Source organism: Stenotrophomonas bentonitica (assembly GCF_002887735.1).
In the GTDB taxonomy this organism is placed as follows: Bacteria; Pseudomonadota; Gammaproteobacteria; order Xanthomonadales; family Xanthomonadaceae; genus Stenotrophomonas; species Stenotrophomonas bentonitica_A.
On record NZ_PKQP01000006.1, the window covers coordinates 210,918 to 225,483 of the forward strand.

Genomic DNA, 14,566 nt, shown 5'->3' on the forward strand with positions numbered 1-14,566 from the left:
CCGACATGCCTCTGACTGATCTTCTGGCGGCCGTCCGCACGCAAGTGCTGCCGGCCGCCGATCGCGACAGCGTGCTGATGGCCGCAGCCCGCCTGCTGGCCTGCCGCGAAGCCAACGCCGAGCTGCTGTACCAGAACCTGTGCCAGCGCGAGACGCTGGGCAGCACCGCGATCGGCCACGGCATCGCCATCCCGCACGGCCGTGCCCCGCTGCTTGAACGCCCCCGCGGCGCATTGCTGCGGCTGGAATCGCCGGTGGAGTTCGGCGGCGATGAGCCGGTCGATCTGGTCTTCGCGATTGCCGTGCCCGCGCACTACACCCATCAACACCTGATGCTGCTGTCCGAGCTGGCCGAGCTGTTCTCCGAGCCGGCCATCCGCCAGGCGCTGCGCGAAGCGCGCGACGGCGACGCGCTGCGTCGGGTCATCGAATTCCCCCCGCCGGCGAGTGCCGCATGAATACCAGCATCACCGCGCGCGAACTGTTCGAACAGCAGCGCGACCGCCTGAGCCTGCGCTGGGTCGCCGGCCAGCAGGGCGAGCGCCGTGAGCTGGAGGCCGGCAACAAGGTCTCCCGCCGCCCCTCGCTGGCCGGGTACCTCAACGCGATCTACCCCAACAAGGTGCAGATCCTCGGCACCGAGGAGCTGTCCTGGCTGGATTCGCTGGACTCGCGCCAGCGCTGGGAAACGATCGAGCGGATCATGCAGTCCCATCCGCTGGCGCTGGTGATCACCCGCAACCAGTCCTGCCCGGAAGACCTGCGCGCGGCTGCGGACGAATCGCAGACCCCGCTGTGGATCTCGCCCAAGCGTGGGCACGAGCTGCTCAACCACCTCTCCTACCACCTGGCGCGCACGCTGGCGCCGCGGGTGATCCTGCATGGCGTATTCATGGAGATCTACTCCATCGGCGTGCTGATTACCGGCGAAGCGGGCTCGGGCAAGAGCGAGCTGGCGCTGGAACTGCTCAGCCGCGGCCACCGCCTGGTGGCCGACGATGCCCCCGAATTCACCCAGATCGCCCCCGACGTGCTCGACGGCACCTGCCCGGAGCTGCTGCAGGACCTGCTGGAAGTGCGAGGCCTGGGCGTGCTCAACGTGCGCGAGATGTTCGGTGACACGGCTGTAAAAAAGAACAAGTACCTTCGGCTGATCGTCCACCTGACCAAGCCGATGACCGAGCCCACCCCTTACGGCTATGAACGCCTGACCGGCGACTCGGGTACCCGCCACGTGCTGGACCTGGATGTGCCGCTGATCACCCTGCCGGTGATGCCCGGCCGCAACCTGGCCGTGCTGACCGAAGCCGCCACGCGCCTGCACATCCTGCGGACCAAGGGCATCGACCCGGCCGCGATGTTCATCGCCCGCCACAGCAACATGTTGGAACGCCGCACGCCATGACCACCCCCGCCCCCGCCTCCGCCCCGACCGCCGCCACCCTGATCATCGTCAGTGGCCTGTCCGGTTCCGGCAAGACGGTCGCGCTGAAGACCTTCGAAGACCTGGATTACTACTGCTCGGACAACCTGCCGATCGACCTGCTGCCGGACTTCGTGCGCAGCCTGCTGGGTGATCCGGGCCGCGAAGCGCCGCGCCGGCTGGCAGTCGGCATCGACGTGCGCGCGCAGAGCGACCTGACCCAGCTCTCGCACTGGCGCGAAGACGCCAAGGCCGCCGGCCTGGATGCGCAGCTGCTGTTTTTCGATGCCACCGATGAAACCCTGCTCAAGCGCTACGCCGACACCCGGCGCCGCCATCCGCTGAGCCAGCTGGGGCTGTCGCTGCCCGAAGCGATCGCCCGCGAGCGTGAACTCACCGCGCCGCTGCGCCGTGCCGCCGATGCGGTGATCGACACCAGCAGCCTCAACGTGCACCAGCTGCGCCGCAAGGTGGTCACCGAATTCGCGCTCGCCCACGGCAACAAGCTGTCGCTGCTGTTTGAATCGTTCGCCTACAAGCGCGGCGTCCCCGCCGAGGCCGACTTCGTATTCGACGTGCGGGTCCTGCCCAATCCGCATTGGGACCCGGAGCTGCGCCCGCTCTCGGGCCGCGATGCCGGCGTGCGCGAGCACCTGGACGAGCAGCCCGACGTACAGCGCTACGCCGGCCAGCTGGTCGATTTCCTCGACACCTGGCTGCCACGGCTGGGCAATGACACCCGCAGCTATGTCACGGTCGCCTTCGGCTGCACCGGCGGCAAGCACCGCTCGGTCTACATGGCCGAGCGCATGGCCCGCCATGCCCGCGACCAGGGCTGGCCGGATGTGGCCACGTTCCATCGCGAACTCGACTGAAAACGGCATCGCCGGCGGCCGCCGGCACGTATCGGGGCCGGGCGTGTCGACATGCCTGGCCGAACCTCGACGCGGCCTCTCCCCATCGCCCTGTCCTGCGCCGACCCGGGACAGGTCATCGACACGCTGAACCGCGGAACACAGCAGTCTTTCACGCGTGCTATCGCCAATTCATGTTGACCTGTTAACGTTCGGCAATGACCTGTGGCATTCTCCTCGTAACTCATCCCGGTGTCGGCACGGCCCTGCTGGACGTGGCGACCCGTCTGCTGCGGCACCTGCCGCTGAAGACCGAAGCTTTCGAAGTACCGTTCGACGCAGATATGGACGTCCTGCTCCCGCTCGCCTCGGCCGCCTTGCGCCGGGTGGACAGTGGCCAGGGCGTGCTGATCCTGACCGACCTGTACGGCGCCAGCCCCAGCAATCTGGCCGGGCAACTGGCTCGTCTGGGCACCCCGGCACGCCGGGTTTCGGCGCTGAGCCTGCCGATGTTGATGCGGGTGATGAATTATCCGGAACAGGGACTGGATCAACTGCCTGCCACAGCCGCGGCAGGCACTCGCAATGGAGCGATTGTCGACGATGCTTGAACGTGAACTCACTGTTTCCAACCGCCTGGGCCTGCATGCCCGCGCCACTGCCAAGCTGGTGCAGGAGCTGGCGCCTTTCCGCTGCAACGTGACCATGGCCGCCAAGGGCCGTGAGATCAACGCCAAGAGCATCATGGGCGTCATGCTGCTGGCCGCCGGCCAGGGCACCCCGGTCACCGTGCGCATCGACGGCGAGGACGAAGCCGCCGCGATGGACGCGGTGGTGGCCCTGTTCGAACGGCGTTTCGACGAGGACAACTGAGCATGGGGGGGCAACCGCGACCGGGATCCTCCGCACCGGCCCGGACCGCGTCCGGGGCGATGCTGTTGTCCGGCCACGGTGCCTCGCGCGGCAACGCCCTGGGCCGCGCCCGGGTGCGCCTGCCGCACGCCCTGGAAGTGGCCGAGCAGCGCATTCCGCCGGCCAAGGTGGAGGCTGAACTGGAGCGCCTGCACGTGGCCGTGGAAGCGGCCCGCGGCGAAATGCACGATCTGCGCCAGCGCCTGCATGGCGCGCTCAACCAGGAAGTCGGCGAGTTCCTCGACCTGCATGCGCTGCTGCTGGATGACCCCGAACTGCTGTTCGGCCTGGACGAGCTGATCCGCAGTGGCCCCTACAGCGCCGGCTACGCGCTGCGCGTGCAGCGTGACCGCCTGGCCAAGGTCTTCGATGGCATGGACGATGCCTACCTGAAGAGCCGCATGGACGATCTGGACCATGTGATCGGGCGCATCCATGCCTTCCTGCAGCAGCGCCCGCCGGACGTCAAAGGCATGGCCGGCGAGATCCTGATCTGCGACAACATCGCCCCGTCCGAGCTGGCCCAGCTGCAGGCCCACGGGGTGGTCGGCATCATCACCGCCGGCGGCAGCGCGCTGTCGCACAGCGCGATCCTGGCGCGCAGCCTGCACCTGCCGTTGATCGTCAACGTGCCGAACGTGCTGCAGAAGGTCGCCGATGGCGACGTGCTGATCATGGATGGCAGCGACGGCACGGTGACCATCAACCCGCAGGCACCGGACCTGCGCGATTACCGCGTGCGGCTGCGCGAGCATGCGCGCGAACAGCGCGAACTCGGGCGCCTGCGCACCAAGCCCAGCCGCACCCGCGACAACGTCGACATCGCGCTGCTGGCCAACGCCGAATCCAGCGAAGACGTCACCCAGGCCCATGCGCTGGGCGCGCACGGGCTGGGCCTGTACCGCACCGAATTCCTGTTCCTGCAGCGCAACGAGCTGCCCGACGAGCAGGAGCAGTTCGAGACCTACCGCGATGCCGCGTTGGGCATGAGCGGACGGCCGGTCACCATCCGCACCCTGGACCTGGGCGCGGACAAGGCCGACCGCACCGGGCTGACCCTGAGCAACGAAGAAAACCCGGCGCTGGGCCTGCGCGGCGTGCGCCTGTCGCTGGCGCGGCCGAAGGTGGCCGACACCCAGCTGCGCGCGATCCTGCGCGCCTCGGCCTACGGCAAGCTGCGCATCCTCATCCCGATGGTCAGCACCCGCGAAGAAATCCTCGCGGTCCGCCGGCGCCTGGCCAAGCAGGCCGAACTGCTGCGCGCGGAAGGCCACGAGGTGGCCGAACACATTCCGTTCGGCGCGATGATCGAAGTGCCCGCCGCGGCGATCGCGCTGGAGAGCTTCATCGATCTGGTCGACTTCCTCTCGATCGGCACCAACGATCTGGTCCAGTACCTGCTGGCCGCCGACCGCAACAACGAGGCGGTCGGCGAGCTGTACTCCCCGTTGCACCCGGCGGTGGTGCGCCTGCTGGCGCATATCCTGCGCACCGGCCAGGCCTACAACATCCCGGTGGCAGTGTGCGGCGAGATCGCCGGCGACCCGCTGATGACGCGTCTGCTGCTGGCGCTGGGGCTGACGGAATTCAGCCTGCACCCGGGCACCCTGCTGGAAGTGCGCCGCGCGGTGCGCGACAGCGACCTGTCCGTGCTGCAGGCGATGGCGCCCAAGCTGCTGCAGGCGCGCGACCGGCGTGGCATCGAACGCTGGGTCGAAAAGGCCCGGTAGTGCCGGCCGCTGGCCGGCTCCGCATGAACCTTCGGATCGGTATGCGTGGTTGCCGGCCAGCGGCCGGCACTACCGTCGTTGAATGCGTGCGTCCCACGCGCATCGCCGTCTGCGCCCTACCCGATTGACACACAAGCACGCGATAATGACGCGGTGACCACCGCCCATGCCGCATCCTCCACCGGATAGCGGCCTTTTTCTTTTTCCGCAGGAGCTGCGCATGGCCGAAGCCGTACGCCACGACAAGACGGCGCGCCAGCTGCGGCTGTTGTCCGATGCACTGGACAGCGGGCGGTTGGGGCCGGTCCGTCGGTTGGTCAATACCCTGGCGCCGGCGGAAATCGGCAACCTGCTCGAATCGCTGCCCCCAGGCAAGCGCGAGATTGTCTGGGGCCTGGTCGATCCGGAAGACGATGGCGAGGTGCTGGTCCACGTCGGCGAGGAAGTCCGCGAAAGCCTGCTGGCCGACATGGACCCGGACGAAATCATCGCCGCGGTCGAAGACCTGGACATCGATGACCTTGCCGACCTGGTCGAGGATCTGCCGGACACGGTCATCGACGAAGTCCTCAAGTCGATGGACCGCGAGAACCGTGAGCGGCTCGAGCAGGTGCTGTCCTATCCCGAGGACAGCGCCGGCCGCCTGATGAACCCGGACGTGGTGACCGTGCGCGCCGACGTCAATGTCGATGTGGTGCTGCGCTACCTGCGCCTGCGCGGCGAACTGCCCGACCACACCGATCACCTGTTCGTGGTCAGCCGCCGCCATCAGTACCTGGGCCGCCTCTCGCTGGCCGCGCTGGTGACGCATGAGGACAACACCCCGATCAACCGCCTGATCGATGACGAGCAGCCGGCGATCGACGTCGGCGAGAGCGCCGATGAAGTCGCGCGCCAGTTCTCCGATCATGACTGGGTGTCCGCCCCGGTGGTGGACGACAACAACATCCTGCTCGGCCGCATCACCATCGATGACGTGGTCGACATCATCCGGTCGCAGGCCGAGCACCAGGCGCTGGGCGCCGCCGGCCTGGATGAAGAAGAAGATCTGTTCTCGCCGATCAAGCGCGCCGTGCGCGGTCGCGTGGTCTGGCTGGGCATCAACCTGTGCACCGCGTTCCTGGCGGCCAGCGTGATCGGCCAGTTCGAGCTGACCCTGCAGAAAGTGGTGGCGCTGGCCGTGCTGATGCCGATCGTGGCCGGCGTGGGCGGCAATGCGGCCGTGCAGGTGCTGACCCTGATGGTGCGCGGCATCGCCCTGGGCCAGGTCGGCCAGAGCAACGCGCGCATCCTGCTGTGGAAGGAATCGCGCGTCGCGCTGATCAACGGCACCCTGATCGGCACCGTGGTCGGCATCATCGCCTACCTCTGGTTCCACAGCTTCCTGCTGTCGCTGGTGATCACCCTGGCGCTGATCATCAACTTCTGCGCCGCGGCCCTGGCCGGCGTGCTGCTGCCGCTGCTGCTCAAGCGCATGAACGTCGACCCGGCCGTGGCCGGCACCGTGGTGGTCACCGCCGTCACCGACGTCATGGGCTTCTTCAGCTTCCTCGGCCTGGCCACCCTGATCCTGCTGCACTGACCCTGGACCCCGCATGGCCGTGACCCTCGACAATTATTTCGTCCCCGGTTGGCGCGACGCGACGTATACCTGCGCTGCCTGCGAATGGCAGGGCAGCGCGCGGCAGATGCCGATGGAACTGCACGAAGACGAAGCCCAGTTCGACTGCCCGCAGTGCGAGAACCCGATCCTGCTGGTGGTCCACCCCAGCCTGGCCCAGGTGCAGGCGGCAGCCGCCGAAGGCCACCCTGAAGCCGTCGAACAGCTGGACATCCTCGCCGCGGCGCCGCGCCCGGACTGATGCACTGCAAGATGCTCCGACACGCTACCGGGCCTAGACTGAAATCGATTTCAGACAAGGCACGACAATGGCGCGACGTTGGAGTGGATGGCTGCTGTGGGCAGTGGCGATGATGACGGTAGCCGGCTGCGCGAGCACTCCGGCGGCCTCCGGCGGCCAGTTCGTCGGCCGTGCGGTCAAAGTGGATGGGCAGACCGCGTATTACCAGGTGTTCGTGCCGCGCAATGCAGCGGCCTCACGTGGCGAACTGCCGGTGGTGCTGTTCCTGCACGGCTCGGGTGAACGGGGCCGCGACGGCCGCCGCCAGACCCAGGCCGGGCTGGGGCCATACCTCCGCCAGCACGCCTCCACCTTCCCCGCGCTGGTGGTGTTGCCGCAGACGCCGGATGACCAGGAGTGGTCGGGCGAGAACAACCGCATCGCGCTGGCTGCACTGGATGCCGCCATCGCCGAATTCGGTGCGGATCCACAGCGCCAGTACCTGACCGGGATGTCGATGGGCGGCTACGGCAGCTGGAACATCGCGCTGGCCGAACCGACCCGCTTCGCCGCCATCGTGCCGGTCTGCGGCGCAGTGCTGGCGCCGCGTGCAGTGCGCCCCACCCTGTTCGTGGAGGACGTCGCCCACGAAGCCGATCCGTACGCAGCCATCGCCCAGCGCCTGAAACAGGTGCCGATCTGGATGTTCCATGGTGCGCTGGACGACGTGGTGCCGCCGGATGACGACCGCAAGCTGCACGCCGCGTTCCAGCAGGCCGGCGCGAAGGACGTGCGCTACACCGAGTATCCCGAAGGCAACCACAACGCCTGGGACGCCACCTATGCCGATGCGGCGATGTGGGAGTGGCTGTTCGCGCAGAAGCGGTAATGGCATTTTCGGTAGTGCCGGCCGCTGGCCGGCTCCGCAACAGACATCGGGAGCCAGCCAGCGGCCGGCACTACCGGTCATGCATCGACCAACGGTCGATGCCTACCGTGTTAAACGGACGCTCACCCCAACAACGTTTCCAGCACCGCCATGCGCACGGCCACGCCGTTGGCGACCTGGCGCAGCACCCACGACTGGGGACCATCGGCCACCTCGTCGGTGACCTCCACGCCGCGGTTGATCGGGCCCGGGTGCAACACGGCGGCATCGGTGCCGGCGCGCTTGAGGCGCGTCGCATCCAGGCCGTACTGCGCGTGATACTGCTCCAGCGAGGGCACCAGGCCTTCTTCCATGCGCTCGCGCTGCAGGCGCAGCATCATCAGCGCATCGGCGCCTTCCAGCATCGCGTCGAAATCGTCGCCGACGATGCAGCCCTTCAGGGTGTCATCGTCCGGCAGCAGCGACTGCGGGCCGCATACGCGGATCTCGCCGACGCCCAGCGTGCGCAGGGCATGCAGGTCGGTGCGGGCCACGCGCGAGTGCTTCACATCACCCACGATGATGACCTTCATTTTCGAGAAATCGCTGCCCTTGGCCTGGCGCAGGGTCAGCATGTCCAGCAGGCCCTGGGTCGGGTGCGAGCTGCGGCCGTCACCGGCGTTGACCAGGGCCGTGCCCTCGCCCGCTGCGGCAGCCAGCGCCGCCACCGCACCATCATCGGGATGACGCACCACGAAGCCGCGCACGCCCATCGCTTCCAGGTTCTTGAGCGTGTCGCAGGCGGTCTCGCCCTTGCGGGTGGACGAGGTGGAGGCATCGAAGTTCAGCACGTCCGCGCCCAGCCGCTGCGCGGCCAGCTGGAACGAGCTGCGGGTGCGCGTGGAGGGTTCGAAGAACAGCGTGCAGACCGCCGAGCCGCCGAGCACGTGGCGCTTGTTGCCCACCCGCCCGACGGCCGCATCGCGGATCTGGCCGGCGCGGTCGAGCAGCTGCAGCAGGGTTTCGCGGGGCAGACCTTCCAGGGTCAGCAGGTGGCGCAGGCGTCCATCGGAATCGAGTTGCGAGGCGGTCATGGGCAGGGTCTGAGGGTCAGGAAACGGGGGTGGCGTCATCCGGGCAGGAAAGCCAGCGTTCGATGATCACCGCCGCAGCCACTGCATCCAGGGCGGCGGCGTCGCGGCGGCGTTTGCGGCCTTCGGCGCGCTCGACCGCGAACCGGCGCGCGGCCTCGACCGAGCTGGAGCGCTCGTCGACCAGCACCACCGGCAGTTTGAAACGTTCCCGCAGCTGGCGGGCAAAGCCCTGCGCGCGCTTGCGGTTGGGCTGGTCCTGGCCATCCAGGGTGAGCGGATCGCCCACCACCAGGCCATCCGGCCGCCACTCTTTGATCAGGCGCTCCACGGCGGTCCAGTCCGGCCCGTTGCCATGTACATCGACCACCGCGATCGCACGCGCATGGGTGCCGAACGAGCTGCCGATGGCCACGCCGATCCGGCGCGAGCCGACATCGAAACCGAGCACCGTGCCATCACGACGGATCGTCGGCGGTGCGGCCGCGGCGGGCGCAGGCGTGGCCGGCTCAGACATGGCCGCTGTAATCGGTGAGGCGGAACAGGTCCACGCCGATGCGCGCGGCCGCGCCCTGCCAGCGCTCGTCCAGCGGCGTGCTGAACAGCAGTTCGGCATCGGCCGGCACGGCCAGCCAGCTGTTTTCGGCGATTTCCGTTTCCAGCTGCCCTTCGCTCCAGCCGGCACAGCCCAGGGTGACCAGCGCATTGCGCGGGCCTTCGCCGCGCGCCATGGCTTCGAGGATGTCGCGCGAGGTGGTGAGGAAGACGCCCTCGCCCACGGCCAGGCTGGAATCCCAGCTGCGCGCATCATCGTGGATCACGAAGCCACGCTCCGGGTGCACCGGGCCGCCGTTGAGCACGACCTGGCCGCGCAGGGTGTCACTGGTGGTCGTGATCTCCATCTGGGCCAGCACCTCGCCGAGGGTGTACTCGGAGGGCTGGTTGACCAGCACGCCCATCGCGCCGTTCTCGTCGTGCTGGCAGATCAGCGCCACGGTACGGGCAAAGGTGGGGTCGGTCAGCGACGGCAGCGCGACCAGCAGGTGGTGGGCAAGCGAAGTGGACAGTTCAGACATGGCCCCATTCTAGCCGCTGGCCGTGATGTGCGCTTTCGCGCTGACATAATGCAGGCCTGCGCGCGTGCCCCCGGCCCGCGCGCCTGATCCGCCATCGCAAGGAGCTGCACGTGTCCGGTTATTGCCTCATCGCCCCCGGCCATCCGGTCCACGGCCACTACCATGACCACGAGTACGGCTTCCCGCAGCGCGAAGAGCGCGAGCTGTTCGAGCGCCTGATCCTGGAGATCAACCAGGCCGGCCTGAGCTGGGAGACCATCCTGAAGAAGCGCGAGGGCTTCCGCGCCGCTTATGACGGCTTCGACGTGGACACCGTGGCCGCCTATGGCCAGCGCGATATCGAGCGCCTGCTCAACGATGCCCGGATCATCCGCAACCGGCTCAAGGTGCACGCGGCAGTCCACAATGCCCAGGTGATCCAGCAGCTGCGGGCCAGCCACGGCAGCTTCGCCGGCTGGCTGGATGCCCACCATCCGCTGGACAAGGCGGCGTGGGTGAAGCTGTTCAAGAAGACGTTCCGCTTCACCGGCGGGGAGATCACCGGCGAGTTCCTGATGAGCCTGGGCTACCTCCCTGGCGCGCACAGCCCGGACTGCCCGGTGTTCAAGCGCATCGACACGCTCAAGCCGGCCTGGCGCCAGAAGTGACCCACCCCGTCGTGCGGGCTGTGCTGCTCGCTGCCCTGAGCCTGCCCCCGCTGGCGGCCGCAAGCGACCTGGACAACGTGCTGGAGCGCCTTCGCGCGGAGATCGCCGCCGTGGCGGCCGACGACCCGGCCCCGATCGATACGGTGCTGGCCCGCTACCGCGACGAAACCGGCATCGACCTGCAGATTCCGGTGGCCGGCGATAGCGATGCCCCGCTACCCGCGCTGGTGCGCCCACCCACTGTCACCCCGGCCGATTGGGCGGCGGTGACCCGCTATCTGCGCGAGACCGACGCCCGGCACATCGTACCGGTGGAGATGGGCGAGCTGTCGCTCTCCCTGCTCGATCTGGATGGGGACGGCAAGCGCGACCTGGTGCAGAGCGCCTACAGCGGCGGCACCGGCCTGTATACGCAGGTGGAGATGCTGCGGCGCGATCCGCAGCGCGGCTTCGTGGTACCCGACAGTCTCGACCCGCAGCGCCCCTGGGCACAGGGGCAGTACGGCATCAGCGGGCGCGGCAGCGACCAGGGCCTGTACTGGCTGCGCATCGATGGGGTCAGCTACATCGCCTACCGCGATGGCGACTACTACGGCGACACCCTGCTGCTAAACCGGCCGCTGTCGGTTGACCCGCGCGAGCGCAGCCCGGCGGTGCAGTTGCAGGTGCGCTACGGCCGCGAGCACTGGCTGGCCGACCCGGTGATGCATGTCGATGGCGAACCGCTGGATGCCGATGCCGCGGCGATCGCAGCGGACCGGCGCCTGCTCACGCACATCGACCAGCTGTTGGCTGGCCTGACCATCGATGGTGACGGCGTCGCACACGTCGGCGATGAGCAGGGGCGCTGCCCGATGCCGGCCGGGACCGACCCGGACGAGACCGGCGCGTGGCCCTGGCGCGGCGCCGGCAGCTATACCTTCGATACCGCCGCCGACACCGTGATCCGCTCGGGAGGCCAGTGCTACAGCGCTTCGCTCATCGCCCTGCGCAGCAGCTATGCCGGCGACCACGCGCTGTGCTGCCAGCTGTGGCTGTACCGCGGCCCGGGCCAGCAGGCGGCGACGCTGGACCTGCGCAGCCGCCGCTGGGTCTCCGGCGTGACCGTCGTGCCGGTGCCGCCGCAGGGTGAGTAACCGGCGTCAGACGCCCATGTAGCGGCCCGGGCGGTGGTTGAACATCAGCACCAGGCTGAGCACTACCGCACCGATCGCCGAGTACATCACCTTGGAGGGGGACAGTACCGAGAACGCCACGCACATCAGCAGCGTGTCGAACGACATCTGCACCTTGCCGGCGCTCCAGCCCCGCGTGCGCTGCAGGTACACCGCCAGGATGCCGATGCCCCCCAGGCTGGCCCGGTGGCGGATGTAGAACAGGATGCCCAGGCCGGCCAGCGCGCCGCCGACGATCGCCGAGTACAGCGAGCTCATGTGGGCGAAGTCGGCCCAGCGCGGCAGCAGGTCGGTCAGCACGCCGCAGGCGGTTACCGCCGCGAAGGTCTTCAGGGTGAATTCCCAGCCCATGCGCCGCACGGCCACCCAGTAGAACGGCAGGTTGACCAGGACGAACACCAGGCCGAAGTTCCAGCCGAAGGCGTAGTGGGCCAGGAAGGCCAGCCCGGCCATGCCGCCGATCATCAGCCCGCCCTTGGCGAAGATGGCCAGGCCCAGCGACGCCACCAGCGTGGCCAGGATCATGCCCTGCACGTCCTCGGCCACGGAATGGCGCAGGGCTTTCTCGTCGGCCACGGTGCCGGCGCTGTCGGGGGGCGGGGTCAGCGGGCCTGCGGTGACCAGGTGGCCGTCAGCGTCGTCGCACGGCGCGGGGCCATGGGATTCAAGGGACATGGGGGTGGGGGTGTGGCGTGGGGAGCGGTATTAGACACGATCGGCGTGACAGTTGCTGGTGAAATTGATTCAGCCGCCGCCGGCGGAGGTGCCGGGCCACCGACCCCGGACCGACATCCGCCGTTCATCCCCGCTGAACACCCCCCAGCCGCAGCATGTGCGGGTACCCCGCCGTGCCCTCCCCTCCCTCAGGAGTTCCGTGCCATGCCCTACGTCACCACCGCCGACAACACCGAGATCTTCTACAAGGATTGGGGCAAGGGTCAGCCCCTCGTGTTCCATCACGGCTGGCCGCTCAGCGCCGATGACTGGGATAGCCAGCTGCAGTTCTTCCTGCTGCAGGGCTATCGCGTGATCGCGCACGACCGCCGCGGCCATGGCCGCTCCTCGCAGACCAGCGGGGGGCATGAGATGGACACCTACGCTGCCGACGTCAATGCGCTGGCCGATCACCTGGACCTGCGCGATGCGATCCACATCGGGCATTCCACCGGCGGTGGCGAAGTCGCGCACTACGTCGCGCAGGCTAAGCCCGGGCGCGTGGCCAAGGCGGTGCTGATCGGTGCGGTGCCACCGATCATGGTCAAGAGCGAGGCCAACCCCGGCGGCACGCCGAAGGAGGTCTTCGACGGCTTCCGGCAGGCACTGGTCGCGGGTCGTGCGGCGTTCTACCGCGACGTGCCGATTCCGTTCTACGGGTTCAACCGCGAGGGCACGCCGCCACAGCAGGGCATCGTCGACAACTGGTGGCGGCAGGGGATGATGGGCGCGATCAACGCGCACTACGACTGCATCAAGGCCTTCTCGGAAACCGACTTCACCGACGACCTGAAAAAGATCGACGTGCCGGTGCTGGTGATGCACGGCGATGACGATCAGATCGTGCCGATCGCCGATTCGGCGGAGCTGGCCATCAAGCTGCTCAGGCACGGCACGCTGAAGGTCTACAAAGGGTACCCACATGGCATGTGCACCACCCATGCGGACGTGATCAACTCGGATCTGTTGGCGTTCATTCGCGGGTGAGGTGTGTGCCGACCAACGGTCGGCACCTACCCGAATGTGTGGGACGGTATCGCGCGAGCCGATCCTGGCTGCGTTGGCCGGTGTCGTGCGCCCAGCGCCCCGCTCAGCGCGCGACCAGCTTCTGCCGCTCGGCGTTGTAGCGATCCCCGACGATGGCGATGCTGTCCAGCGCCGCACCGATCTGCTGCAGGTCGGCCTCACTCAGCACCACCGCAGCCGCGCCCAGATTCTCGGTCAGGCGATGCAGCTTGGTCGTGCCGGGAATCGGCACGATCCACGGTTTGCGCGCCAGCAGCCAGGCCAAGGCGATCTGGGCCGGCGTGGCCCGCTTGTCGGCGGCTATCGCGCTGATGCGGTCCACCAGCACCTGATTGGCCTGGCGGGCTTCGGCCGCAAACCGCGGCACGCTGTTGCGGAAGTCATCGGCCGCGAACTGCGTGCCTACGTTGATCGCCCCGGTCAGGAAGCCCTTGCCGAGCGGGCTGAACGGCACGAAGCCGATACCCAGTTCTTCCAGCACCGGCAGCACGGCCTGTTCCGGCTCGCGCCACCACAGGGAGTATTCGCTCTGCAGCGCCGCCACCGGCTGCACGGCGTGCGCCCGGCGGATGGTATCGACGCCGGCCTCGGACAACCCGAAGTGCTTCACCTTGCCCTCGGCGATCAGGTCCTTGACCGTACCGGCCACGTCCTCGATCGGCACATTCGGGTCGACCCGGTGCTGGTAGAACAGGTCGATGCGGTCGGTCTTCAAACGCGACAGGCTGGCCTCGGCCACCGCGCGGATGCGCTCGGGGCGGCTGTCCAGGCCGGCGTCGGCGTGGCCATCCTTGAAGCCGAACTTGGTGGCGATCACCAGCTGGTCACGGAACGGCGCCAGCGCTTCGCCCAGCAGTTCCTCGTTGAGGAACGGCCCATAGGCTTCGGCCGTATCAAAGAAGGTGACCCCCTGCTCGACCGCCGCGCGCAGCAAGGCGATCGCCTCGGTACGGTCGGTGGCCGGGCCATAGCCGTAGCTCAGCCCCATGCAGCCGAGCCCGAGGGGCGAAACCCGCAGGCCGCTGCGGCCCAGTTCACGTGTCTGCATGGTGGTACTCCTGCCGGTGGGACCGGCGTCATGGGGGAGTGCCACCATAGCCCTGCCGGCTGCCGGGATTGGAGGGTGTGGAGTGCTGTCGGTCATGAGCGTGGCTAATCAATCCATGCACGAGGCAGATACGCATCATCCCGGTAGCGTGCAAGTAATCT

At 68.2% G+C, this 14,566-nt stretch carries 17 protein-coding genes; 12 read left to right on the top strand and 5 right to left on the bottom strand.

All coding sequences use genetic code 11. From position 1 onward, the window contains the following. Positions 1–5: 5 nt before the first annotated feature. The 9 genes from C0R07_RS13250 to C0R07_RS13290 all read left to right on the top strand — a co-directional run bounded on the left by C0R07_RS13250 (position 6) and on the right by C0R07_RS13290 (position 7,649). Positions 6–458: a PTS sugar transporter subunit IIA gene (locus tag C0R07_RS13250; protein ID WP_019185404.1), complete on the top strand. Its 453-nt coding sequence runs from the start codon at positions 6–8 to the stop codon at positions 456–458. Further along, on the top strand, positions 455–1,405 hold the full coding sequence (gene hprK, locus C0R07_RS13255; protein ID WP_019185403.1) for an HPr(Ser) kinase/phosphatase: 951 nt from the start codon (positions 455–457) through the stop codon (positions 1,403–1,405). The genes C0R07_RS13250 and hprK overlap by 4 nt, the downstream gene beginning before the upstream one ends. Next, entirely contained in the window at positions 1,402–2,298 is an 897-nt protein-coding gene (rapZ, locus tag C0R07_RS13260; protein WP_167390376.1) for an RNase adapter RapZ, read from the top strand. The genes hprK and rapZ overlap by 4 nt, the downstream gene beginning before the upstream one ends. A gap of 197 nt (positions 2,299–2,495) precedes the next feature. Then, complete coding sequence (locus C0R07_RS13265) at positions 2,496–2,888, top strand: PTS sugar transporter subunit IIA (RefSeq protein ID WP_019185401.1); 393 nt, start codon at positions 2,496–2,498, stop codon at positions 2,886–2,888. Beyond that, positions 2,881–3,150 (top strand): HPr family phosphocarrier protein, encoded by a 270-nt coding sequence (locus tag C0R07_RS13270; protein WP_019185400.1) that lies wholly within the window; start codon positions 2,881–2,883, stop codon positions 3,148–3,150. The genes C0R07_RS13265 and C0R07_RS13270 overlap by 8 nt, the downstream gene beginning before the upstream one ends. A gap of 59 nt (positions 3,151–3,209) precedes the next feature. Beyond that, a complete protein-coding gene (gene ptsP / locus C0R07_RS13275; protein ID WP_102789122.1) occupies positions 3,210–4,919 on the top strand; it encodes a phosphoenolpyruvate--protein phosphotransferase in 1,710 nt (569 codons plus the stop codon). 220 nt (positions 4,920–5,139) lie between these two features. Next, positions 5,140–6,501, top strand: a complete 1,362-nt coding sequence (gene mgtE / locus C0R07_RS13280) for a magnesium transporter (protein WP_019185398.1) — start codon at positions 5,140–5,142, stop codon at positions 6,499–6,501. A 13-nt stretch (positions 6,502–6,514) separates the two neighbouring features. After that, positions 6,515–6,781 (top strand): hypothetical protein, encoded by a 267-nt coding sequence (locus C0R07_RS13285; protein WP_102789123.1) that lies wholly within the window; start codon positions 6,515–6,517, stop codon positions 6,779–6,781. Between the two features lie 67 nt (positions 6,782–6,848). Beyond that, positions 6,849–7,649, top strand: a complete 801-nt coding sequence (locus tag C0R07_RS13290) for a prolyl oligopeptidase family serine peptidase (RefSeq protein ID WP_102789124.1) — start codon at positions 6,849–6,851, stop codon at positions 7,647–7,649. 122 nt (positions 7,650–7,771) lie between these two features. Here C0R07_RS13290 and C0R07_RS13295 read toward each other — a convergent pair whose 3' ends face one another. The 3 genes from C0R07_RS13295 to C0R07_RS13305 are packed head-to-tail and all read right to left on the bottom strand — an operon-like array spanning position 7,772 to position 9,795. Next, positions 7,772–8,722 carry an aspartate carbamoyltransferase catalytic subunit gene (locus C0R07_RS13295; RefSeq protein ID WP_019185395.1) on the bottom strand — a complete coding sequence of 317 codons (951 nt, stop codon included), beginning with the start codon at positions 8,720–8,722 and terminating at the stop codon, positions 7,772–7,774. Between the two features lie 16 nt (positions 8,723–8,738). Next, positions 8,739–9,236 (bottom strand): Holliday junction resolvase RuvX, encoded by a 498-nt coding sequence (gene ruvX, locus C0R07_RS13300; protein ID WP_019185394.1) that lies wholly within the window; start codon positions 9,234–9,236, stop codon positions 8,739–8,741. Beyond that, positions 9,229–9,795, bottom strand: coding sequence for a YqgE/AlgH family protein (locus C0R07_RS13305; protein WP_019185393.1), 567 nt, complete (start codon positions 9,793–9,795; stop codon positions 9,229–9,231). The genes ruvX and C0R07_RS13305 overlap by 8 nt, the downstream gene beginning before the upstream one ends. Before the next feature lie 110 nt (positions 9,796–9,905). Here C0R07_RS13305 and C0R07_RS13310 point away from each other — a divergent pair, with 110 nt between their 5' ends. Beyond that, positions 9,906–10,442 carry a DNA-3-methyladenine glycosylase I gene (locus C0R07_RS13310; protein WP_070473864.1) on the top strand — a complete coding sequence of 179 codons (537 nt, stop codon included), beginning with the start codon at positions 9,906–9,908 and terminating at the stop codon, positions 10,440–10,442. After that, entirely contained in the window at positions 10,439–11,578 is a 1,140-nt protein-coding gene (locus tag C0R07_RS13315) for a hypothetical protein (protein WP_102789125.1), read from the top strand. Before C0R07_RS13310 ends, C0R07_RS13315 begins: the two co-directional genes overlap by 4 nt. Positions 11,579–11,584: 6 nt before the next feature. Here the strand turns inward: C0R07_RS13315 and C0R07_RS13320 are convergent, their stop codons facing one another. Then, positions 11,585–12,292 carry a YitT family protein gene (locus tag C0R07_RS13320; RefSeq protein ID WP_019185390.1) on the bottom strand — a complete coding sequence of 236 codons (708 nt, stop codon included), beginning with the start codon at positions 12,290–12,292 and terminating at the stop codon, positions 11,585–11,587. A gap of 204 nt (positions 12,293–12,496) precedes the next feature. Between C0R07_RS13320 and C0R07_RS13325 the strand changes: the two genes are divergently transcribed. After that, positions 12,497–13,318, top strand: coding sequence for an alpha/beta fold hydrolase (locus C0R07_RS13325; protein WP_019185389.1), 822 nt, complete (start codon positions 12,497–12,499; stop codon positions 13,316–13,318). Between the two features lie 103 nt (positions 13,319–13,421). Here the strand turns inward: C0R07_RS13325 and C0R07_RS13330 are convergent, their stop codons facing one another. Next, a complete protein-coding gene (locus C0R07_RS13330; protein WP_019185388.1) occupies positions 13,422–14,405 on the bottom strand; it encodes an aldo/keto reductase in 984 nt (327 codons plus the stop codon). Between the last annotated feature and the right edge of the window lie 161 nt (positions 14,406–14,566).